The following is a 21,049-nucleotide window of genomic DNA, read 5'->3' as shown; positions in this document are numbered from 1 at the left end:
AGATCGCGATCATGGGTACTTTTAGCATCTGGCACTGGCTGATCATTCTCGCCATCGTGCTGCTTCTGTTCGGCACCAAGCGCCTGAAAAACCTCGGCTCCGATCTCGGCAGCGCGATCAAGGGCTTCAAGTCGGCCGTCAAGGAAGAGTCCGAGAAGGACGAGGACGAGGCCAAGCGCACCGAAAACCTAGAGCACAAGGAGGGCGAGCAGCCCAACGCCAACCGGGTGATCGAGAGCGAGACCATCGAGGCGGGCAAGGAAAAGACTGCCGAGAAGTCCGACGAGCGCAAGGGCAGCTGATCGCCGCCCTGGCGCAGGATTGATCCGTGTTCGGTTTCAGCTTCTGGGAAGTCTTCCTCGTTCTGGTCGTGGCCTTGCTGGTCATCGGCCCGGAACGGCTGCCCGGTGTGGCGCGAAAGGCCGGCGAGTGGACCTACAAGGTTCGCAAGTTCGTCGCCAACGCCAAGGCCGAGATGGACAGCGAGTTCAACATGCAGGACATGAAGCAGCTGCTGAACTCGCAGGAATCCGAGATCAGCAAGCTGCGCGCGATGGTCGAGGAGACCCGCCACGACCTCTCGGACACCGAGAACAGCGTCAAGGGCGCGCTCTCGGACGCCGAGCAGACCATGCGCGACTCGGCCGCCGGCGAAAAGGCGCGCCAGGACTCGGCCAGACGGCTTGCGGCCCTGGATGAAAGCGGCCGCGCCCCGGGCGAGGAAGACGACTTCGATGACGAGCTGAGCCGCTTGGAATCGGAGACCGGCGAGAGCTTCCGCCGCCCGTTCGAGCCGGCCGAGCCCGACACCCCGGCCGAGCCGGCCACGACCCAGGAATCGACGGCAAAAGACCAAGATGAGCCAACGGAACGCGGACGCGACAACTGACGAACCCTCCGGTCTGGCGGGTTTCGTCTCGCACCTGGTCGAACTGCGCAACCGGCTGATCAAGTCGGTGGGCGTGGTCTTCGTCCTGTTCCTGGCCCTGTTCCCGTTCCGCAACGACCTGTTCCGGATTCTCTCCGATCCGCTCTCGCGTTTCCTGCCGGAAGACACGGGCATGATCGCGGTGCAGGTGGCCTCGACCTTCTTCATCCCGCTCAAGCTCGCCGGCTTCACCGCCCTGTTCATCTCCATCCCGTTCCTGCTCTACCAGCTGTGGGCCTTCATCGCCCCGGGGCTGTACCAGCACGAACGCAAGATGGTGATCCCGCTGGTCTTCTCCAGCACCATCCTGTTCTACATCGGCGCGGCGTTCGCCTACTTCGCCGTGTTCCCGGTGGTCTTCGGCTTCCTCTCGGGCACCGGCCCGGCCGAGGTCAGCTACGCACCGGACATCAACGAGTACCTGAGCTTCGTCATCACGATGTTCTTCGCCTTCGGCTTCGTCTTCGAAGTGCCGGTGGCGGTGGTGCTCCTGATCCTGATCGGCGTCGTCACGCCCCAGCAGCTGGCCGAGAAGCGCCGCTACGCCATCCTGGTGGCGTTCATCATCGGCGCGATCTTCACCCCGCCGGACATCCTGTCGCAGTTCATGATGGCGATCCCGGTGTGGTTCCTCTACGAGTTGGGGATCATCATCGGCCGGCTGCTGCTGCGACAGCAGGGCGGCCCGGTACTGCCGACGGACGACGAGCCCGACGGCACGCCGCCGGACGGCGGCCCGAGTGCTGGCGCAGGCGATGGATCGGGCAAGGGCCCGGGTGGCGGCTCACCCGCCGGCACCGGTGGCGCGTCAGCCAGCGGAACGGGGCGAGCCTACGAGACCGAGAAGGACGAGGACTTCGACTTCGATCGCGCCTTCGAGGAAATCGAGCGCGAGCAGCAGTCGCTGGAGGCGATCGAGGCCGAGGCCCGGCGCGAGTCCGAGGAAGACGAGGCCGAGAAGGATCGAGCCGACAAGGACGAGGCCCCCAACCCGAACCCGTCCGAGGCCGACGACAAGCGCGGTGACGACACGACCGGCCCGACGCCCGCCTCGGACGACGAACGCAACGACCGGCGCTGAACCCGGTCGATCCCGTCGCCTTCGGCGCACGGGAGGGCGGGCATCACCGCCCGCCGAACCCAGAATGAATCGGATGGCCCGCTGCCCCCGCCGCGCGGACGCCGGCACGCGCCACCCGATTCGTTCCGGTGAACCCAACCGAAACACGAACAAGGAACGCACATCCATGTCCAATATCGCCCCGCGACGCCCCGTCCTGCTCGTGATCATGGACGGCGTCGGCGTCAACCCGAGCCGCAAGCACAATGCCGTCAGTCTGGCCGACACCCCGCGCCTCGACGAGCTGTTCGCCCACCACCCGCATACCGTGATCGAGGCCTCGGGCCGGGCCTGCGGCCTGCCGGACGGCCAGATGGGCAACTCCGAGGTGGGTCACCTGACCCTGGGCAGCGGCGCGATCAACCGCCAGGACCTGGTGCGCATCGACGACGCGATCAAGGACGGCAGCTTCTACGAGAACGCCGCCATCAATCAGGCCATGCAGAAGGCCGCGGATGCCGGTCGCCCGATCCACCTGATCGGGCTGGTCTCCGACGGCGGCGTACACAGCCATGTCCGCCACCTGCTCGCCCTGATCAAGATGGCGAAGAAGGTCGGCGCCCGGCCGCTGATCCACATGATCACCGACGGCCGGGACACGGCACCGAAATCCGCGCTGGGGTACCTCGACCAGATCGAGCCCAAGCTCAAGGACGCCAAGGGCGCGATCGCCACGATCAGCGGCCGCTATTACGCCATGGACCGCGACCAGCGGTGGGAGCGCACGGAAGAGGCGTTCAACGCCATCGTGCGTGGCGACGGTCCGCGCTTCAAAGACGCCCGCGAGGCGCTGGCCGCCTCCTACGAGGCCGAACAACACGACGAGTTCGTCCGCCCGGCGGTGCTGGACGGCTTTGAGCCGCTGTCGGCCGATGACTCGATGATCTTCTTCAACTTCCGTAACGACCGCCCGCGCCAGCTCACCGAGGCGCTGGGCCAGGCGGAGTTCACCGGCTTCGACCGCGGCGACTACCAGCCGATCGTGGTCACCTGCCTGACCGAGTACGACCCGCGCTTCCTCTCGCCGATCGGCTTCCCGCCGGAACGACCCAAGAACGTGCTGGCCGAGGCGATCAGCCAGGCCGGCATCAAGCAGTTCCACTGCGCCGAGACCGAGAAGTACGCCCACGTGACGTTCTTCTTCAACGGCGGCAAGGAAGAGACCTTCGCCGGCGAGGACCGCGTCATGGTGCCCTCGCCCAAGGTCGCAACCTACGACCTGCAACCGGAGATGAGCGCGCGCGAGGTGGCGGATGCCGCCATCGACGCGGTGCGCGCCGATCAGTACGGCTTCGTGCTGGTCAACTTCGCCAACGGCGACATGGTGGGCCACACCGCCGTGCGCGAGGCCGTGATTAAGGCGATGGAAACCGTCGACCACGAGGTGGGTCGCCTGGTCGACGCCGCGCGCGAACAGGGCTACTCGATCATCCTCACCGCCGACCACGGCAACTGCGACGAGATGGTCGACCCGGTCACCGGCGACCCGCACACCCAGCACACCACCTACCCGGTTCCCTGCATCGTCATCGACAAGACCCCGGTGCGCCTGCGCACCGGCGGCGGCATCGCCAACATCGCCGCCACCGTGCTCGAACTGATGGGTCTGCCCCTGCCGAAGAAGATGAAGCGCTCGCTTTTGCTCGACAAGCCGTCGAGCTAACCACCCGCGAACAGCAAAAAGGCCGCCCCCTCCAAAGTGGATGGGGCGGCCTTTTGTTTGCCCAGCTGATTGCCGCTCCGGCGGCGGGAGCCGTTTAGACCTCGGATAGGCGGGACAGCCGGAACCGACCCACCCGCTCGCCGAGCGCGTCGGATTGCTCGCGCATGGCCTCGCCCATCCGCTCGTTCTCCCGGCTGACCTCGATCGCCTCGCCGGCGAGTACCGCGATCTCCTGCAGGGCGGCGCCCAGGTCATGGGCCTCACCGCGTTGCGACTCGGCGGCCGTGGCAATGCGCGCGTTCATGTCGCGAATCTTGCCCACGGCCTGATCGATCTCGCGCAACTGCCCGCCGGCCTTCTCCGCCTCGGTCAGAGTGCGGGTCGCGTACTCGCCCGAATCCGCCATCAGGGCGGCCGCCTCATGCATGGTGGCCTTGAGCGCCCCGATCATCTCCGCAATACGGTCCGTCGATTCGCGCGTGCGCTTGGACAGGGTGCGCACCTCGTCGGCCACCACCGCGAACCCCCGTCCGTGCTCGCCGGCCCGCGCCGCCTCGATCGCCGCGTTCAGCGCCAGCAGGTTGGTCTGCTCGCTCACCGCGCGAATCATGTCGACCACCGAACCGATCTCGCCGCCGTGCTCATCGAGCTGATGGATGATCGCGCCGGCCTGCTCGAGCCGATCGGTCAGGGCCTGGAGCGATCCGAGCGTGGCGTCAATGCGCTCGATGCCCCCGGTCGACAAGCGGTCCACCTCCCCGGCGTAGCGCGCGGCGTGCTCCGAGTGGCTCACCACCTCGTCGACCTCGGCCAGGTTGCGCTCCATCAACTCGTTCGCCCGCGCCGTGGCGCGCTCCTGGCGGTGCATGCCGTCGACCACCCGCGCGCCGGCCTCGCTCAGGGCCGCCGACCGGGCCTTCATGGACGCGGCCACCTCGGTCACCTGGCCGACCACGGACTCGAACTGCCCGCAGGTGTCATCGAGGGCCCGGCCCATGGCACTGACCTCGTCGTTGCGGGCCAGCCCGGTGCGGGCGGTCAGGTCGCCATCCACGATTCTGGCGGCCACGGCCAGCACACGATCGAGACTGCCCCGCAGGTAGCGGGTGGTAGTGACCGCGAGCAACCCTCCGATCAACAACGAGAGCACCACGATGCCGATCAGAACCAGGCGATTGCGCTCCATGCGATCGGCCACTGCCTCGCGCTGCATGGCCAGATCCTCGCGTAGAAAATCGGTCAACCGCGCCAGCGAGGCGCGCGCCTCGTCCAGCTTCGGCGCGCCGTCGTTTTCCAGCAGGGTCAGCGCCGGCTCGATCTGGCCCTGATCCGCCTTCTCGCGCACGGCGGCATGCACCTCGAGGTACCCCGTCCACGGGGCACGGAAGGCCTCGATCAACCCCCGCTCGCGCTGGCTCAGCCCGGAACGCATCGCCTCGACCTGCTCCTCGATGCGTAACGCGGCGGCTTCCGCGGCATCGAAATACGCGCGCGATTGCGGGATTCTCAGGGTCGCACGGGCCAGCAGCCCGCTTTTCTGCGCGGTCTGGAACGTCTCCAGTTCACTGACCAGCATCTGCGAGAGCTGCGCGCGCTCGATCACCTCGACACTCAACCGCTGCACGACCGTGGCCAGATCCCGTGACTGGAACACCGACACGCTCGCGACGGTAATCAGCAGCACGAGCAAGGCCCCGAACCCAAGCCACAGTCGCTGCGCTATCCCCCAGTTGAACCCCCGCATGGTCACTCCCGTGAATTAAAAGGAGGCGCACCTTACGACGGCCGCGTTGCAACCGCATGACAACCCGAACCATGCGCACGACGGCCATTAAAGGCCGAGGCGGCGGACACGACCTGGTCGACAGGACATGGCGGGCCTTCCATCGCTCGTGGACGTTATGTTATAACATTGGCTCGTTTTCGTTGACCAGGAAGTTGTCCGCATGAATCGCCACCTTCGTCTGAAAACCAGTCATTACGCGTTGGCAGGGGCCGCGGTGTGGCTGACCGCACAGCCCGTCCAGGCACAGGACTCGCCCCTGCCGCTGAACCCGAAGCTTTCGGTCATCGTCGATGGCGTCTACTACGACGACAGCCTCGACGGCCATGGTGATGCGATGCTCGGTGAGACCGCCGGCATCTTCGCCGCGCATGGTCACGAGGATGAGGGCGAAGACGATCACGGCGGGCACGAACACGGGCTGGAACAGGGATTCAATCTTCGCCACACCGAGGTGGTCCTTAGTGGCAGCGTCGACGGGATGGTTGACGCGCGCCTGAACGTCGCCATCTCCGACGAGGGCGACGTGGAGCTCGAGGAGGCCTTCGTCGCCAGCACCGGCCTGCCGGCCGGGCTGCGGATCAAGGCGGGCAAGTTCTACTCCGGCATCGGCTACACGAATGACAAGCACCCGCACGCATGGGACTTCGTCGATCAGAACCTGGCCTACCGCACCCTGCTGGGCGACCATGGCCTGTCGGACACCGGCCTGCAACTGACCTGGCTGCCGGCCTGGGATCACTACACGCTGTTCGGTATCGAGGCATTCCAGGGCGACAACAACGAACGCCTGGGCACCGAGGCCGAGCATGCCCACGAGTTGCCCGACCGCGACAAGGCCCCGCGGCTGTGGACGGCGTTCGCCAAGTGGTCCCCGGACCTCGGCCACGATCACGCCGTACAGCTGGGCGCCTCGGCGGCCTTTTTCCGCAGTCACCAGGAAATGCACCACCATGGCGAACCGGACGAGCACGGCCTCGACGGTGACGCACGCCTGGTTGGCGTGGATGCCGTCTACAAGTACGACTCCGGCCGGGCCTACGGCCAGGGCGACTGGCGCGTCTCCGGCGAGTACCTGTGGGTGGACAAGAACCTCGAGGTCGCCCACCACGAGAGCAACCCGGGCGTGATTGGCGAGGCGCGCGACTTCTCCGAGGACGGCCTGTATGTTCAGGCAACCTACGGCATCGCGCCGCGCTGGGAGGTCGGTCTGCGCTACGATGCCGTCGGCTTTACCAACGAGAAGCGGGGACCGCGCCCGGCCGTCAACGCCGATTACGACGAAAGCGAACGCTGGACGGCGGCAGCCACCTGGCACATCAGCGAGACCAGCCGCATCCGTGCCCAGGTCGCGCAGGTGAGCGGGGCCGTCGGCGATCACCGCGAGGATTACACGCAGTTCTACCTGCAGTACCAGATGAGCCTCGGCGCTCACGGCGCGCACACCTTCTAAGGGAGACGGATCATGCTCAAACGGCTGCTCATCACGCTGGCGTTCCTGCTGCCGGGCTCGCTCCACGCCGCGGATCTGCGTGTCGTGGCAACCACGAACTCGATGGGCGCACTGGCCACGGCCGTCGGGGGCGAGCGCATCAGCCTGACCGTGCTCGCCCCACCGGACCGCGACGCCCACTTCCTGCAGGCCAGACCATCGATGATGCGCGACCTGCGCCGCGCCGATCTCGTCATCGCGGTGGGCGCCGGACTCGAGGCCGGCTGGCTGCCGGTGGCGGTCAAGCGGGCCGCCAACCGTGATATCCAGCCTGGCCAGCCCGGCCACTTCCAGGCCGCCGAGCACGTCGAACTGCTCGACGTGGGCGAGTCCGGCGCCGGCCATACGCACGCCTCGGGCAATCCGCACTTCAACCTCGATCCGCGCCGGATGCGCACGTTGCTGCCGGCGCTGGCCGAGCGGCTGGCCGACATCGACCCGGCCGGCGCACCGGCCTATGAAGCGAACGCGGCCGCCGCGGTCGCGCGCATCGAAACCCGGATGCCCCAGTGGCAGGCAACGGTGGCAGGAGCACCCGGCGCGGTATTCCACCACGCCGACACCCGCTACCTGATGGACTGGCTCGAGCTGCCCACCCTGGGCTACCTCGAGCCCGTGCCCGGCGTGCCGCCCACCGCCCGACACATCAGCGAGCTGGCCGAGTCGCTCGAGGGGCGTGACGGGGTGATCATCCACGCGCCCTACTACCCCGAAAGCGGGCCGAAGAAGCTCGGCGACGCGCTTGGCTGGCCCATCGAGCAACGCTACACCGAGCCAAGCGAGCCAACCCTCGAGGGCTGGGTCGACCTGATCGACGGCTGGGTCGACGCGCTCGCCCCCCGCGACTAGATGCTGCTCGACCTGCACCAGGTTGTCACCGCCCCGCCGGGGGCGTCGACACCGCGTATCGGCCCGATTTCCCTGTCGGTGGATGCCGGCGAGCTGGTCGCGCTCACCGGCCCCAACGGCGCGGGCAAGTCCACCCTGCTCGCCGCCATCACCGGGCGCGCGCCGGTCCTCTCAGGCGCATGCCACCTCGCCACCGGCACCCGCGTGCAACTGGTCGAACAGGCCCACCCGCATGATCGCGATCTGCCGGTCAGCGGCCGCGACTTCCTCGCCGCCACCGGGGCCGACCCGCACCCACCCGCGCCCTTGAACGACTGGCTCGACCGCCGCCTCGATGCCATGAGCGGCGGGCAGCGCCAGCTGCTGCGCGTCTGGGCGGGCCTGACCGCCCCGGGCGACCTTGTCCTGCTCGACGAGCCGAGCAACAACCTCGATGCAGGCGCCCGCGCCCAGCTACACCGCCTACTGCGCGACCGGCCGACTCACCGCGGCCTGCTGCTGGTCAGCCACGACCCGGAGTTGCTTGCCCTCGGTTGCCAGCGCCAGGTGACCATGCCGGCGGGACGGACATGACCGAGCTGTTCGGCCTGCCGTTTCTTACCGGGTTGGCGCTGGCCGTGCTGCTGCCGATCGCCGGGGTGTGGTTGCGGCTGCGCGAGGAATGGCTGGCCGCGCTGGCCGTGGCCCATCTCGCCGGCGCAGGGGCCGTGATCGCGCTGGCGCTCTCCCTGCCGTCACTGCCCGGGGCCTTGGTCGCCGCCATGCTGGGCATGCTGGGCCGTCACATCCCCGGCGCCGGCAACTCCGCCTACGGCTGGTTGATCCTGGCCGGCTGGGCAATCACGCTGCTGATCGCGGCCAACAGCCCGTTGGGCGAGACGCTGGCCCGTCAGGTAATCGAGGGGCAACTTTACTTCACGGGCCCAATCGAACTGGGCGCCGCGGTCGTGCTGCTGGGACTGACCCTTGCCCTGCGCCGACGCATCGACCGTTTGGAGCTGGCCACCCGCCTGCTCCCGCCCGCGGATGCGGCCGAGCGATCCCGGCGCCGCCGACTCGCACTCATCACCGACCTGCTGCTCGCCGCCCTGCTGGCCGCCGGCACCCTCTCCATCGGCCTGATGGCCACCTTCGCCCTGGTACTGCTGCCCGCCTGGGCGGCGTTCCGCTGCGCGACCGACTGGCGCCAGGCAAGCCGACTGGCCGTCGGCATCGGAGTGATCGGCTACCTGGCCGCCTTTGCCCTTGCGCTGATGTTCGACCAACCCTTCGCCGCGGTACTGGTCGCCACGCTACTGGTATTGGCCAGCGCGGTCCGCCAGCTCGCGCCCCGGGGCCGGTAAAGTCCACTGAACTGCCCGCGTGCTACGCTTGCCGGCGATGCACGCAGGAGGGGCCGCATGAACCAGCCACCACGGACACCGGACGACGACCAAGGCGCATCGCCAGCCCACGTGCCTGAGCCGAAACGGGGCGTCGGCTGCCTGGGCGTGAGCCTCATTGTCGTCGGCACGATGGTCGTCACGCTCGCCCTGGGCGCGGTCGCGGTGCGGTATTTCCTGTTCCCGTCACCGTTCGAGCCGGTCGAACTCGATACGGCCGAACAACAGCGGCTCGACGACAAGCTCGCCGCCATTGGCGTGCAGACCGAACGCACCCCGCCCCCTGCCGGCGATCGGTACGCGGCCCGCCCGGAGGAGTTCGATGCCCAGGGGCGACTCAAGCCCGAGGCCTACCGCGAGCAGGACGCCCCGCGCGAGGTGCAGTTCGATGAACGCGAGCTCAACGCCATCATCGCCCGCGACCCGGCGATGGCGCGGCGCCTGGCAATCGACCTCTCCGAGGACCTGGTCAGCGTCAAGCTCCTGGTGCCGCTGCCGCCGGACTTCCCGATCATGGGCGGACAGACGCTGCGCCTGAATGCCGGCGCGGAGGTGCGACAGGTGCCGACACCGAACGGATCGCGACTGGCGGTGGTCGTGACCGGCGTGAGCCTGTGGGGCGTGCCGCTACCCAACGCCTGGATCGGTGGGCTCAAGGGCGTCGACCTGGTCGCGGAATTCGGGGGCCAACCGGGCTTTTGGCAGTCGCTTGCCGACGGGGTCGAGTCCGTCCAGGTCGAGGAAGGCCAGCTCGTGTTCCGGCTGGCCGAATGACGATCACCCACTACCCGAATACACAGGAGGCACGCGCATGAAAACCGCCCTGATCACCGGCACCAACCGAGGCATCGGCCTGGAACTGGCCCGCCAGCTGCTCGAGGACGGCTGGCGCGTACACGCCACCGCGCGCGATCCGGAGGGATCGGCCGAGCTCAAGGCGTTGGCCGTCGACCATCCGGACACCCTGCAACTGCATGCCCTGGACGTCGGGAATGCCGAGGCCATCCGGGCGCTGTCCGATCGACTGGCGGACGAATCGATCGACTGGCTGATCAACAATGCCGGCATCTACGGCCCGCGCGGCGTGGCCTTCGGTAACGTCCACGACGTCGAGGCCTGGCTGGAGGTGTTCCGCATCAACAGCATCGCCCCGATGCTGATCATGCAGGCCTTCGTCGAGCAGGTGGCGCGCAGCGGCGAGAAGAAGATCGGCATCCTGTCGAGCAAGGTCGGCTCCATGGGCGACAACGGCTCGGGCGGCGGTTACATCTATCGTTCGAGCAAGGCGGCGGTCAACGCGGTGATAAAGAGCGCCTCGATCGACCTCGAACCGCTCGGCATCAACGTCGTCGCCCTGCACCCGGGCTGGGTGCTGACCGACATGGGCGGCCCCCACGCCGAGATCACCACCGCCCAGAGCGCCGCGGGGCTACGTCGCAACATGGCCGGCCTGACCGAGGCCGACCGGGGTCGGTTCATCGACATCGACGGCACCACGATCCCCTGGTAACGGCAGCGGCCAGGCTCGCGACGGGCAGGCTTGTTGGCGCAAACGGGAATCGTTATCATTCCAATCCCATGCCGCTCAACGCAGCGCGCTCGCCCAGAACCAACCGGGAGGCCACCACCATGCAGCTGTTGCACCACTGTGGGGAAAAGGCCGATCAGATCGTGGTCGCCTCGCCCGACGGGGACCGGGAGATCGCCCGGTTTCGCTATGCCGAACTCGACCGTTTCATTGCCGAGGGCAAGCTGTCCACCGCCGCGCTGTTCGACCGGCGCCCGTCGGGCCAGGCCGCACTCTGCCGTCAGCTTGCCCTGCTGGCCTGCGCCCGGGAGTGCCGCCACGGCATGGCCTGTCTGGCCACGGACTGCCCCTACCACCCGGCGAGGCCGCGGCCCGTCATTCCGTCGCTCGATAGCCTGCCGACGACATCGCGCCGATCCAGTGCACCATAAAGGGGCTGCCAATCAAGCCAATGCACTACTACGGTGCATATATTCGGCCATGGTGCGCACCCCTCGCCAACTCCGTCTCCCCACGCGCCAGATCGACCGCAAATCCGAGTCACGAGAGACCGCCTGACAACAACCACTTAGCTCAAACCACCCCGGGCGCACGCCGGGGGCGATGGCCGGCGGAACCCACCCCGGCGCGCTCACCGTAAACAGGCACGGTTTCTGCTTTTCTTGCACCAAGCCGGGCATCGGCGGATCATGTCGGCAGCATGCCGCGCGATCTCACGCCCGCCATGAAGGAAGGTCTGTACGAATGCCATACCGCTCTGCGCGCCTTGCGCCGGGCAGATGCAAGGCGTTCGTCCGCCGCGGAAGGGTGATTCCCTTTCCAAGGACGACAACGCAGCAGGTGCTCGGCTCAAGGCACGCCCTGCGGGGCCTGGCGAGTCGCCCGTGCTCCGCGTTGCGATGCCTTGACGTGGCCACCGGCACGCCGGCGGCATTGCGCCTTGATCACGAGCGACTCGCCAGGCCAGAGTGGCATGGTATTCGTGCAGACCTTCCTTACTAGATTCAACGTTCATCGGAGGATTCCATGTCCAACGCGACCAACAAAGTCATGACCATGATGGAAGAAAACGGCGTCAAGTTCGTCGACTTCCGCTTCACCGACACGCTGGGCAAGCAGCAGCACGTCACCTACCCGGCCAGCCACATCGATGAAGAGACCTTCGAGGAAGGGGTCATGTTCGACGGCTCGTCGATCGCCGGCTGGAAGGGCATCAACGCCTCGGACATGATCCTGATGCCGGACCCGGAATCCGCCAACATCGATCCGTTCTCCGAAGAACCGACCCTGATCGTCGTCTGCGACATCATCGAGCCGGACACCATGCAGGGCTACAACCGTGATCCGCGCTCGGTCGCCCGTCGCGCCGAGGCCTACATCCAGTCCTCCGGCCTGGCCGACGCCGCCCTGTTCGGCCCGGAAAACGAGTTCTTCATCCTTGACGACGTGCGCTGGGGCTCGGACATGTCCGGCTCGTTCGTCAAGATCGACTCCAAGGAAGCCGCCTGGAACGCCGAGCGCGTCTACGAGGACGGCAACATGGGCCACCGCCCGGGCGTCAAGGGCGGCTACTTCCCGGTCCCGCCGGTCGACTCCCTGCACGACATCCGTCAGGCCATGTGCCTGGTGCTCGAGGAAATGGGCCAGAACGTCGAGGTCCACCACCACGAAGTCGCCACCGCCGGCCAGTGCGAGATCGGCGTGGCGTTCAACACGCTGGTCAAGAAGGCCGACGAGGTCCAGGACCTCAAGTACGTGATCCACAACGTCGCGCACGCCTACGGCAAGACCGCCACCTTCATGCCCAAGCCGATCGTCGGCGACAACGGGTCGGGCATGCACGTCCACCAGTCGATGACCCGGGACGGCAAGAACCTGTTCTCCGGCGACGGCTACGCGGGCCTGTCGGAAATGGCGCTGTACTACATCGGCGGCATCATCAAGCACGCCCGTGCCCTGAACGCCTTCTGCAACCCGTCGACCAACAGCTACAAGCGCCTGGTCCCGGGCTTCGAGGCACCGGTCAAGCTGGCCTACTCCAGCCGCAACCGTTCGGCGTCCATCCGGATCCCGTTCGTCTCCAACCCGAAGGCGCGTCGCGTCGAGCTCCGCTTCCCGGACTCCACCGCCAACCCCTACCTGGCGTTCGCGGCGATGCTGATGGCCGGCATCGACGGCATCCAGAACAAGATCCACCCGGGCGAGGCCGCGAGCAAGAACCTCTACGACCTGCCGCCGGAAGAAGAGAAGAACATCCCCGAGGTGGCCTTCTCGCTGGACGAGGCGCTCAAGGCGCTGGACGAGGACCGCGAATTCCTGACCCGTGGCGACGTCTTCTCCGACGACCTGATCGACGCCTACATCGAGCTCAAGGGCGAGGAAGTCCAGCTGCTGCGGATGACCACGCACCCGGTCGAGTTCGACATGTACTACAGCCTGTAACCGCTGCCGTCGGGCCGGGAACCTCTCCCGGCCAACGGAACCACGAACGCCCCGCATTGCGGGGCGTTTTTCATGTGAGGTGCAATCACCACCGAGCGCGGTGGAGGACTCGGTCTACTTCTTCGGCACACCCTCGGGGCCCAGCTCCTCCTTCATCCGCCTCTGGAATTCCTTGATCTGCTCACGGGCCTCCCGCTCGCTGACGCCGTAACGTGACTGGATCTTGCCGATCAGCTCGTCCTTCTTGCCCTCGAGCACCGCGAACTCGTCACCGGTGATCTTGCCCCAGTATTCCTCGGCATATCCGATGAACGAACGCCAGTTGCCTGCAATGTGATCCCACTTCATTACGGAACTCCTGTGCGGTTTTGCCCTCTTCATTGTAGGCAATCGCCAACGCCCTGCTTACCTGAATGCGAAGCAATGTCAGGCCGGGTTACAATGACCGTAGTTAATGATCAGCCCTATTAATGACATCAGAAATCAGAGAGACCGCCATGCCGCCCGAGGCCCTTTTCCGAGCCCTTGGTGACACCACCCGCTTGCGCTGCCTCATGCTACTGCTGCGCGAAGGCGAGCTGTGTGTCTGCGAACTCACCGAGGCGCTGGCGCTGAGCCAGCCGAAGATCTCCAGGCACCTCGCCCACCTGCGCGACGCCGGGATCACCGACGTGCGACGTGACGGGACCTGGGTGTTCTACCGCGTTGCCGAGAACCTGCCCAGCTGGGCCCGCGCCGTGCTCAAGGCGACCTTCGAGGGCAACGCGACCGGCGAGACCTTTGTCGAGGATCTCGACCGACTGAAAAAGATGGTCGGCCGGCCGGCACGGGGCTAATCACATCCCATCGAGACGAGCCGTTGAGATAAGCTGGTTGGCCAATCGATGAAAGGGCAATCCGCATGGCAGGCCAGGCCAATCCCGCACTCCGCCACCTCGGCGTGATGACGTTACTCGAAGGTGGCTCGCTAATCGCCCTGGTCGCGATCGCCATGCCGTTGAAATACATGGCCGACCTACCGGAGGCCGTGAGCGTCGTGGGCCCGGTTCACGGGGTGCTCTTCCTCTGGACCATGGCCGTGTTGGCGATCACGCTCTACCGGCGACTGCTGCCCATCCCCCACGGGGCCGTGGTCGCGATCGCCGCATTCATCCCCTTCGGCGGGCTGTTCTCGCACCACCTGGTCAGACGTCGCCTCGCTGAGGGCAACTGACCATCCAACAAAAAGGCCGGACCGGGGCCACCCCCGTCCGGCCTTTTACGCTTTGCGCGCCCGGGACGATCAGGAGGAACGCAGCTCGACCGGGATGGGAAAGACCATGTTCTCGACCACGGTCGGCTCGCGCTCCTCTAGCGTGGCGTCGCACTCGAGCTTGAGCCGCTCGATCACCTGACCCACGAGGATCTCCGGGGCCGAGGCGCCGGCCGTGACGCCCACGCGACTGCAATCGCCGAACCAGGATGGGTCGATGTCCTCCGCCCCATCGATCAGGTGGGCGGGCGTGCCCGCCTGTTCGGCCAGCTCGCGCAGGCGATTGGAGTTGGAGCTGGTCTTCGAACCGACCACCAGCACCACGTCGCAGCTCTCGGCCAGTTCGCGCACGGCGTCCTGACGGTTCTGCGTGGCGTAGCAGATGTCGTCCTTGCGCGGCCCCTCGATGTGGGGGAGGCGCTCCTGCAGCGCGCCGATGATCGCGCGGGTCTCGTCGACCGAGAGCGTGGTCTGGGTCGCCCAGGCCACGCCCTTGGGGTTGTCCACCTCGAGCGTCTCGACGTCGGCGATCTTCTCCACCAGGTGGATCTGCCCGCCGAAGGCCGGGTCGAAGTGGCCCATGGTGCCCTCGACCTCCGGGTGCCCGGCATGACCGATCAGCACCACGTCACGCCCGGCACGCGCATGGCGAGCGACCTCCATGTGCACCTTGGTGACCAGCGGGCAGGTGGCATCGAAAACGGTCAGCCCGCGTTCGGCGGCCGTGTCCTGGATCGCCTTTGACACCCCGTGGGCAGAGAAGATCAGGGTCGCGCCGTCCGGCACGTCCGCCAGCTCCTCGATGAAGATCGCACCCTTGTCGCGCAGGTTGTCGACGATGTAGCGGTTGTGGACGATCTCGTGGCGCACGTAGATGGGCGCGCCGAAGGAGTCGAGTGCCCGGTCGACGATCTCGACCGCGCGGTCGACGCCGGCGCAGAAGCCGCGCGGGTTGGCAAGCTGGATCTTCATGGCGCCTCTCCCTGCAGTGCGGGTGAATCGGCGGGTGCGGCCTGTCCGTCGACGGCCAGCACCTGGACGATCAACTGGATGTTCTGCCCGGCCAGCGGGTGGTTGAAATCCACGGTCACGGCGTCCTCGGTGACGGCGGTGATCGTGCCCGGCACCGATTCGCCGTTGGGCAGATCGAATTCGACCACCAGCTGTGGCTCGAGGTTCATGTCGTCCGGGAACCGGCCGCGCGGCATGGTGTGCACGTTGCCCGGGTCCGGCTGACCGAAGGCGTATTGCGGCGTGAGCAGGATGCGGGTGTACTCGCCCAGCGGCAGGCCGATCAGCGCCTCCTCGAGGCGCGGCTCGAAGGCACCGCTGCCCAGCTTCACGGTAAACGGGTCGGTATCGAAACTACTGTCGACCACCCGGTCGTCGGGCAGGCGGATCTCGTAATGAATGGTCACCTCGGAGTCCTTTCCGATGGTCGGCAGGTCGGACTTGGCGTCACTCATCGGATGCGCTCTCCCGGTCGACGGGCCGCAACTCGGCCCAGATGATCAGTGCCACGCCGATGGTAATGGCCGCATCGGCGATATTGAAGGCCGGCCAGTGCCAGCCGGCGACGTGGAAGTCGAGGAAATCGACCACGTGGCCATAGAGCACCCGGTCGATCACGTTCCCAACCGCCCCGCCGATCACCAGCGTGATCCCGGCCTGGATACGCCGGTCGCGGATCGCGACGAACGCCAGCCAGCCCAGCAGGACCGCGGTGATCACCACCGCCAGAAAGACGAAGAACCAGCGCTGCCAACCGTCGTGATCGGCGAGGAACGAGAACGCCGCGCCAGTGTTGTACAGCAGGGTGAAATCGAAGAACGGCAGGATCTCGACCGGACGCGCGTAGGTCAGCCCCACGAGCGCCGCCCACTTGGTCAGCTGGTCGACGACCAGCACCCCGAAGGACAACCACAGCCAGCGAAGGTTCGCCTTGTCGATGCTCATGCGAGCCCCCCGTGGGAGCGAGCCTCGCTCGCGAAGGCGGCATTAGCCGCCGTCCCCGCTTGAGAGTGGCAGCAAGAGGAAAACGGCACACGCGCCTGCCGGCGCGTTTCGCTTGCAAGGCGGGCTCCCACGAAGGCAAAGGGCAACCGTAGGAGCGCCTTCAGGCGCGACACCTCGCCGTGGCCACCATTAGGGAAACTCTGCACGATTCGATGGCATCTCTGGCTCGCGGGTTTGCTCGCTTTTCTGGTGCCGGCCCGAAGACGGGCTCGTTGCCCGTCGAGGGACGGCAACGCCGAGTGCGGGCAAACCCGCGAGCCCCATCCGGGCGGGCCTCCAAGGGTCCATCTGCGGCGTTGCAGCCCTTGTAAAGGGCGACGACCCTTCACGGCGGACTGCGCCTTGCATCTGGGCCCTTGGAGGTCCCGCAGAGACGTCATCGAATCGTGCAGAGTTTCCTTAGGCATCGCGGCTAAAGCCGCTCCTACCGGCAGCGTTGAGATGGGAGCCATCACGTCCTCAGACAAAGCGCCGGGTTTCCCCATCGCCCTCGATATTCTCGATGCAGCGCCCGCAGAGCGTGGGGTGCGCAACGTGCGCGCCCACATCCGGGCGGAAGTGCCAGCAGCGCTCGCACTTCTCCACCTCGGCCGGGGCAATGCGCACGGCCAGTTCACCCACCCCCTCGATGGTCTCGACCTCGACGTCCGCCGGCTTGTCGGCCAGCGGACGCACGGTGGCCTCGGAGACGATCAGCAGGAAACGCAGCTCGTCGCCCAGCTCGGCCAGGCGCCCGGTGACGGTCTCGTCCGCCCAGATCTCGACGTTGGCCGAGAGGTTGGCCTTGATGCGCTTCTCGTTGCGCGCGGCCTCGGCGTGGCGGTTGACCGCGTCGCGAATGGCGATCACATCGTCCCAGAAACCGCGCTGGGTTACGGCACCACGACCGTCATGGAGCAGCGGCTCGAGCCCCTCGACGTGGGTGGCCATGAACACGCTCTCCTCGCGTCCGGCGACCGCCGGCAGGTGCTCCCATAGCTCCTCGGCGGTGAACGAGAGTACCGGGGCGATCCAGCGCACCAGTGCCTCGACGGTGCGCCACATGGCAGTCTGCGCCGAGCGGCGCATGGGGGCATCGGTTTGGCCGGTGTAGATGCGGTCCTTGACGATGTCGAGGTAGAACGCGCCCAGTTCGATCGAGCAGAAGTGGTGGATGCGCGCAATCGTCTGGTGGAACTGGTAGGCGTCGAAGCCGTCACGTACTTCGCGGTTGAGGCGCGCGGCGCGGTCGACCAGCCAGGCGTCCAGCGCCAGAAGGTCCTCGTCGGCCACAGCATCCTTGTTCGGGTCGAAGCCATCGATGTTCGCCAGCAGGAAACGCGAGGTGTTACGGATGCGGCGATAGGCATCGGCCGTGCGCTTGAGGATCTCCTTGGACACGGTCATCTCGCCGGAGAAGTCGGTGGAGGCCACCCACAGGCGCAATGGGTCGGCGCCCATCTGGTCGATCACCTCCTGCGGCGCGATGACGTTGCCCAGCGACTTCGACATCTTGCGACCGTTGGCGTCCACCGTGAAACCGTGGGTGAGCACGCCGCGGTACGGGGCCTGCTCGCGCAGCGCGGTGGCGGTGAGCAGGGATGACTGGAACCAGCCGCGGTGCTGGTCGGAGCCCTCGAGGTACAGGTCCGCCGGCCAGGTCAGTTCCTCGCGGCGGTCGAGCACGGCCCAGTGGGTCACGCCCGAGTCGAACCAGACATCGAGGGTATCGACAACCTTCTCGTACTCGGCCGCGTCCGCGCCGATCAGCTCGGCGGCATCCAGGTCAAACCACCAGTCCACGCCGTGCTGTTCGACCTGCTCGGCTACCTTCCGCATCAGCTCGGCTGAATCCGGATGCGCGTGGCCGGTCTGCTTGTGGGCGAACAGCGCGATCGGCACGCCCCAGAAGCGCTGGCGCGAAATGCACCAGTCCGGGCGATTCTCGACCATGCCCTCAATGCGCGCCCGACCCCAGTCCGGGGTGAACTCGACTTTTTCCAGCGCCTTGATGGCGTCATCGCGCAGGTGCTGCTGGGTCATCGAGACGAACCACTGGTGCGTGGCGCGGAAGATCAGCGGGGTCTTGTGCCGCCAGCAGTGCGGGTAGCTGTGCTCGAATTTCGAGTGCGCCAGCAGCCGACTGTCGGCCTCCAGTCGCTTGAGAATCGCCTTGCCGCCGGCCTTGAGATCCATGCCGCCCACCAGCGGCGTGTCGGCGAAGAAGCGTCCCTCGCCGTCGACCGGGTTGTCGACCGGCAGGTGGTAGCGCTTGCCGACCGCGAAGTCATCCTCGCCGTGGGCCGGGGCGGTGTGCACCAGCCCGGTACCGGCATCCAGCGTGACGTGTTCGCCGAGGATCACCGGCACGCGGCGCTCGAGGAGCGGATGCGCCAGCTCCTGGCCCTCCAGGGCGGCACCACTGCATTCACCCAACACGCGCGGCGACTCGGCACCCATGCGCGCCAGCGCGTCCTCGGCCAGCCCCTCGGCCAGCACGAGGCGACGACCGTCGACTTCGATCAGCTGGTAGCTCAGCTCGGCGTTGACCGCCACGGCCTGGTTGGCCGGCAGCGTCCACGGGGTGGTGGTCCAGATGACCAGGTCCACCGGCGCATCGTCTTCCACGCCGAAGGCACGGTTGACCGCCGCCGGGTCGACCGTGGCGAAGGCCACGTCGATCTGGTCGGAGGTCTTGTCCTGGTACTCCACCTCGGCCTCGGCCAGCGCCGAGCCGCAGTCGACGCACCAGTGCACCGGCTTCTCGCCGCGATGCAGGTGGCCGCGCTCGATGATGCCCGCCAGCGCGCGCAGGGTATCGGCCTCAAAGGCAAAGTCCATCGACCGATATGGATTATCCCAGTCGCCCATCACGCCCAGGCGGATGAAGTCCTCGCGCTGACGGTCGATCTGGCTGGCCGCGTAGTCGCGACAGGCCTGGCGGAAGGCACGCTCGTCGAGCTTGACGCCCGGCTTGCCGTGCTCGCGCTCGACCACCAATTCGATCGGCAGGCCGTGGCAGTCCCAGCCCGGCACGTAGGGGGTATCAAACCCTTCCAGCAGCCGGGTCTTGTTGATCACGTCCTTGAGGATCTTGTTGACCGCATGCCCAATATGGATATCACCGTTGGCATACGGCGGGCCGTCGTGCAGCACGAACTTGGGCCGCCCGGCCGCGTGCTGGCGCACCGCGCGATAGAGATCACGCTCCCGCCACTGCGCTAGCCGCTCGGGCTCGCGCTTGGGCAGGTTGCCGCGCATGGGAAAGTCGGTCTTGGGAAGGTTGAGCGTCGATTTGTAATCGGTCACGGTTGGGCCACGTCGGTTCAGTTCGCCGGAAGACTGCAAGCCGCTGATTGTAACAGGCAAGCCCGCGCCGCCGCTCACTCGCGTTGCACGTGGAAACCGAGACCCACACCCGACTTACAAGTCGGGACACGCGCCGTCGAGATCGACCGACTGCAAGCGAACCCGACCACTCGCCGAAATCACGAGTTCTCGAGCATTCGGCGCGAGATCCGCTTCGGCGCAGACCCGCAATCGTCCGGCACCGAACGCCCCGCTGGCGCGCTCGGCATGTCCCATCGGCACGTAGACCAGGGCCGTTCGCAAGGGGCCATTGGCGTCCAGACGTACGGCATCGCTCAAGGCCGGCACCCGCCCGTGACGCAGGACGCGCTCGTCGCCCTCGATATCGCCGCTGTGATCGGCGTCGTCAAAGACCACCCAATGACCCGCCGACCAATCACCCGTGCAGCCCGCGCCGGGCGTCCCGGCACAGAGCGATACCGGGCGCCCCTTGGTGACGGCCGACTGCCTGGCCGCCATCAGGGCCCCACGGGCGGCATTGGTCGCTGTCGTCAGTTGGTTCTGGGTGATCATCGAGGAGAATGCGGGGATGGCGATCGAAAGCAGGATCGCCGTCAGGCCGACGGCGATCATCAGCTCGATCAGGGAAAAGCCGCCCTCGTGGGCGCGACAAGCGACCGGACGGCAAACAGGAAACACGCCCCACGCCGGGGCCGCACGCTCTTCCTTGAGCATGGAGACACCTCCTTGTGTTCAATTCAGGCCCGCCATCCTTGGCTGGCCTATTCGTCGAGATCAGCTACGCGCTGTTTACGTTATTTCCACGCATTACCAGCACACATCCACATCGTCTCCCGCGCCTCGCGTGCCGGCTTGGTCGACTGTCAGCGCACCGCAGTCATCTCGGCTTGCCTGCGGCTCCTGCGGGGTCGCGGTGAGCGTGTAGGTCGAGCGCGTGAGGTTCCCGACTGTGTAGGTGTAATCCTCCCCCGTCTGCTGATTACTCATGCATTCCAGAGTCAGGGACCCATCATCAAGCGGGTTGTCGTTCCCGTCCTGATCCTGGTCGTAGCGAAGGTTGGTGGTATAGAACCGCTCCATGTAATTGGCCTGTTCCGAAAGACAGGCCGCCGCCGCGGCGCGCTTCGTTTTGACCACCGAGTCGATGTAGGACGGGTAGGCGATCGCCGCGATGATGCCGATGATCGCCACGACGATCATCAGCTCGATCAGGGTGAAGCCCTCTATTACGCTTCGCGGCGCTACCGGACGATGACCTAGAACAGTCGGTTGGTTACTCATTGCT

General features: G+C 66.7%; 22 protein-coding genes. 14 read left to right on the top strand and 8 right to left on the bottom strand.

All coding sequences use genetic code 11. The features are described from left to right. Positions 1-11: 11 nt before the first annotated feature. The 4 genes from tatA (at position 12) to gpmI (ending at position 3,711) form a co-directional block, all read left to right on the top strand. Positions 12-302 carry a Sec-independent protein translocase subunit TatA gene (gene tatA / locus LV475_RS05525; protein WP_156227386.1) on the top strand — a complete coding sequence of 97 codons (291 nt, stop codon included), beginning with the start codon at positions 12-14 and terminating at the stop codon, positions 300-302. Positions 303-328: 26 nt separating this feature from the next. After that, positions 329-889, top strand: coding sequence for a Sec-independent protein translocase protein TatB (tatB, locus tag LV475_RS05520; RefSeq protein ID WP_250105894.1), 561 nt, complete (start codon positions 329-331; stop codon positions 887-889). After that, a complete protein-coding gene (gene tatC, locus LV475_RS05515) occupies positions 858-2,009 on the top strand; it encodes a twin-arginine translocase subunit TatC (RefSeq protein ID WP_250105893.1) in 1,152 nt (383 codons plus the stop codon). The genes tatB and tatC overlap by 32 nt, the downstream gene beginning before the upstream one ends. Before the next feature lie 166 nt (positions 2,010-2,175). Further along, complete coding sequence (gene gpmI, locus LV475_RS05510; RefSeq protein ID WP_156227380.1) at positions 2,176-3,711, top strand: 2,3-bisphosphoglycerate-independent phosphoglycerate mutase; 1,536 nt, start codon at positions 2,176-2,178, stop codon at positions 3,709-3,711. A 94-nt stretch (positions 3,712-3,805) separates the two neighbouring features. On the opposite strand, the gene LV475_RS05505 is transcribed toward gpmI, so the two are convergent. Then, a complete protein-coding gene (locus LV475_RS05505) occupies positions 3,806-5,455 on the bottom strand; it encodes a methyl-accepting chemotaxis protein (RefSeq protein ID WP_156227378.1) in 1,650 nt (549 codons plus the stop codon). A gap of 202 nt (positions 5,456-5,657) precedes the next feature. Here LV475_RS05505 and LV475_RS05500 point away from each other — a divergent pair, with 202 nt between their 5' ends. From LV475_RS05500 to glnA, 8 genes are all read left to right on the top strand, one after another. Next, complete coding sequence (locus LV475_RS05500) at positions 5,658-6,947, top strand: TonB-dependent receptor (protein WP_136866834.1); 1,290 nt, start codon at positions 5,658-5,660, stop codon at positions 6,945-6,947. A 12-nt stretch (positions 6,948-6,959) separates the two neighbouring features. Then, positions 6,960-7,835: a metal ABC transporter substrate-binding protein gene (locus LV475_RS05495; RefSeq protein ID WP_136866835.1), complete on the top strand. Its 876-nt coding sequence runs from the start codon at positions 6,960-6,962 to the stop codon at positions 7,833-7,835. After that, entirely contained in the window at positions 7,836-8,408 is a 573-nt protein-coding gene (locus LV475_RS05490) for an ATP-binding cassette domain-containing protein (RefSeq protein WP_136866836.1), read from the top strand. It begins immediately after the preceding gene. Continuing rightward, entirely contained in the window at positions 8,405-9,178 is a 774-nt protein-coding gene (locus LV475_RS05485) for a metal ABC transporter permease (RefSeq protein WP_136866837.1), read from the top strand. Before LV475_RS05490 ends, LV475_RS05485 begins: the two co-directional genes overlap by 4 nt. A gap of 57 nt (positions 9,179-9,235) precedes the next feature. Further along, complete coding sequence (locus LV475_RS05480) at positions 9,236-9,991, top strand: hypothetical protein (protein ID WP_250105892.1); 756 nt, start codon at positions 9,236-9,238, stop codon at positions 9,989-9,991. A gap of 37 nt (positions 9,992-10,028) precedes the next feature. Continuing rightward, the gene (locus LV475_RS05475; protein WP_156227366.1) at positions 10,029-10,727 is read left to right on the top strand and encodes an SDR family oxidoreductase; all 699 of its coding nucleotides are present in this window, start codon (positions 10,029-10,031) and stop codon (positions 10,725-10,727) included. 119 nt (positions 10,728-10,846) lie between these two features. Continuing rightward, on the top strand, positions 10,847-11,176 hold the full coding sequence (locus LV475_RS05470; RefSeq protein WP_156227364.1) for a hypothetical protein: 330 nt from the start codon (positions 10,847-10,849) through the stop codon (positions 11,174-11,176). A 619-nt stretch (positions 11,177-11,795) separates the two neighbouring features. Beyond that, the gene (gene glnA / locus LV475_RS05465) at positions 11,796-13,187 is read left to right on the top strand and encodes a glutamate--ammonia ligase (RefSeq protein WP_430886865.1); all 1,392 of its coding nucleotides are present in this window, start codon (positions 11,796-11,798) and stop codon (positions 13,185-13,187) included. 114 nt (positions 13,188-13,301) lie between these two features. Here glnA and LV475_RS05460 read toward each other — a convergent pair whose 3' ends face one another. Next, positions 13,302-13,535, bottom strand: coding sequence for a CsbD family protein (locus LV475_RS05460; protein WP_250105890.1), 234 nt, complete (start codon positions 13,533-13,535; stop codon positions 13,302-13,304). 122 nt (positions 13,536-13,657) lie between these two features. Here LV475_RS05460 and LV475_RS05455 point away from each other — a divergent pair, with 122 nt between their 5' ends. After that, complete coding sequence (locus tag LV475_RS05455; RefSeq protein WP_250105889.1) at positions 13,658-14,023, top strand: metalloregulator ArsR/SmtB family transcription factor; 366 nt, start codon at positions 13,658-13,660, stop codon at positions 14,021-14,023. Between the two features lie 65 nt (positions 14,024-14,088). Then, positions 14,089-14,400: a DUF3817 domain-containing protein gene (locus LV475_RS05450; RefSeq protein WP_250105888.1), complete on the top strand. Its 312-nt coding sequence runs from the start codon at positions 14,089-14,091 to the stop codon at positions 14,398-14,400. A 69-nt stretch (positions 14,401-14,469) separates the two neighbouring features. On the opposite strand, the gene ispH is transcribed toward LV475_RS05450, so the two are convergent. From ispH to LV475_RS05420, 6 genes are all read right to left on the bottom strand, one after another. Beyond that, entirely contained in the window at positions 14,470-15,411 is a 942-nt protein-coding gene (gene ispH, locus LV475_RS05445) for a 4-hydroxy-3-methylbut-2-enyl diphosphate reductase (RefSeq protein ID WP_250105887.1), read from the bottom strand. Continuing rightward, positions 15,408-15,905, bottom strand: coding sequence for an FKBP-type peptidyl-prolyl cis-trans isomerase (locus LV475_RS05440; protein WP_250105886.1), 498 nt, complete (start codon positions 15,903-15,905; stop codon positions 15,408-15,410). The genes ispH and LV475_RS05440 overlap by 4 nt, the downstream gene beginning before the upstream one ends. Continuing rightward, complete coding sequence (lspA, locus tag LV475_RS05435) at positions 15,898-16,395, bottom strand: signal peptidase II (protein WP_250105885.1); 498 nt, start codon at positions 16,393-16,395, stop codon at positions 15,898-15,900. Before lspA ends, LV475_RS05440 begins: the two co-directional genes overlap by 8 nt. 519 nt (positions 16,396-16,914) lie before the next feature. After that, positions 16,915-19,743 carry an isoleucine--tRNA ligase gene (gene ileS / locus LV475_RS05430; RefSeq protein WP_250105884.1) on the bottom strand — a complete coding sequence of 943 codons (2,829 nt, stop codon included), beginning with the start codon at positions 19,741-19,743 and terminating at the stop codon, positions 16,915-16,917. Between the two features lie 114 nt (positions 19,744-19,857). Further along, a complete protein-coding gene (locus LV475_RS05425; protein WP_250105883.1) occupies positions 19,858-20,478 on the bottom strand; it encodes a GspH/FimT family pseudopilin in 621 nt (206 codons plus the stop codon). 93 nt (positions 20,479-20,571) lie between these two features. Continuing rightward, complete coding sequence (locus tag LV475_RS05420) at positions 20,572-21,045, bottom strand: type IV pilin protein (RefSeq protein ID WP_250105882.1); 474 nt, start codon at positions 21,043-21,045, stop codon at positions 20,572-20,574. Between the last annotated feature and the right edge of the window lie 4 nt (positions 21,046-21,049).

This window comes from Guyparkeria hydrothermalis, assembly GCF_023555375.1.
GTDB classification, from domain to species: Bacteria; Pseudomonadota; Gammaproteobacteria; order Halothiobacillales; family Halothiobacillaceae; genus Guyparkeria; species Guyparkeria hydrothermalis.
Note: the sequence above shows the minus strand (reverse complement) of the source record. Positions and strands in the feature narration are given on the sequence as shown.

Bases quoted from the DNA above. Each gene is read 5' to 3' on its own strand.
- LV475_RS05495 (WP_136866835.1), top strand. From the start codon at position 6,960: ATGCTCAAACGGCTGCTCATCACGCTGGCGTTCCTGCTGCCGGGCTCG.
- LV475_RS05455 (WP_250105889.1), top strand. From the start codon at position 13,658: ATGACATCAGAAATCAGAGAGACCGCCATGCCGCCCGAGGCCCTTTTC.
- tatC (WP_250105893.1), top strand. From the start codon at position 858: ATGAGCCAACGGAACGCGGACGCGACAACTGACGAACCCTCCGGTCTG.
- LV475_RS05450 (WP_250105888.1), top strand. From the start codon at position 14,089: ATGGCAGGCCAGGCCAATCCCGCACTCCGCCACCTCGGCGTGATGACG.
- LV475_RS05475 (WP_156227366.1), top strand. From the start codon at position 10,029: ATGAAAACCGCCCTGATCACCGGCACCAACCGAGGCATCGGCCTGGAA.
- lspA (WP_250105885.1), bottom strand. From the start codon at position 16,395: ATGAGCATCGACAAGGCGAACCTTCGCTGGCTGTGGTTGTCCTTCGGG.
- LV475_RS05420 (WP_250105882.1), bottom strand. From the start codon at position 21,045: ATGAGTAACCAACCGACTGTTCTAGGTCATCGTCCGGTAGCGCCGCGA.
- tatA (WP_156227386.1), top strand. From the start codon at position 12: ATGGGTACTTTTAGCATCTGGCACTGGCTGATCATTCTCGCCATCGTG.
- LV475_RS05480 (WP_250105892.1), top strand. From the start codon at position 9,236: ATGAACCAGCCACCACGGACACCGGACGACGACCAAGGCGCATCGCCA.
- LV475_RS05470 (WP_156227364.1), top strand. From the start codon at position 10,847: ATGCAGCTGTTGCACCACTGTGGGGAAAAGGCCGATCAGATCGTGGTC.
- LV475_RS05425 (WP_250105883.1), bottom strand. From the start codon at position 20,478: ATGCTCAAGGAAGAGCGTGCGGCCCCGGCGTGGGGCGTGTTTCCTGTT.
- LV475_RS05485 (WP_136866837.1), top strand. From the start codon at position 8,405: ATGACCGAGCTGTTCGGCCTGCCGTTTCTTACCGGGTTGGCGCTGGCC.
- gpmI (WP_156227380.1), top strand. From the start codon at position 2,176: ATGTCCAATATCGCCCCGCGACGCCCCGTCCTGCTCGTGATCATGGAC.
- LV475_RS05500 (WP_136866834.1), top strand. From the start codon at position 5,658: ATGAATCGCCACCTTCGTCTGAAAACCAGTCATTACGCGTTGGCAGGG.
- LV475_RS05490 (WP_136866836.1), top strand. From the start codon at position 7,836: ATGCTGCTCGACCTGCACCAGGTTGTCACCGCCCCGCCGGGGGCGTCG.
- LV475_RS05460 (WP_250105890.1), bottom strand. From the start codon at position 13,535: ATGAAGTGGGATCACATTGCAGGCAACTGGCGTTCGTTCATCGGATAT.
- LV475_RS05505 (WP_156227378.1), bottom strand. From the start codon at position 5,455: ATGCGGGGGTTCAACTGGGGGATAGCGCAGCGACTGTGGCTTGGGTTC.
- LV475_RS05440 (WP_250105886.1), bottom strand. From the start codon at position 15,905: ATGAGTGACGCCAAGTCCGACCTGCCGACCATCGGAAAGGACTCCGAG.
- glnA (WP_430886865.1), top strand. From the start codon at position 11,796: ATGACCATGATGGAAGAAAACGGCGTCAAGTTCGTCGACTTCCGCTTC.
- ispH (WP_250105887.1), bottom strand. From the start codon at position 15,411: ATGAAGATCCAGCTTGCCAACCCGCGCGGCTTCTGCGCCGGCGTCGAC.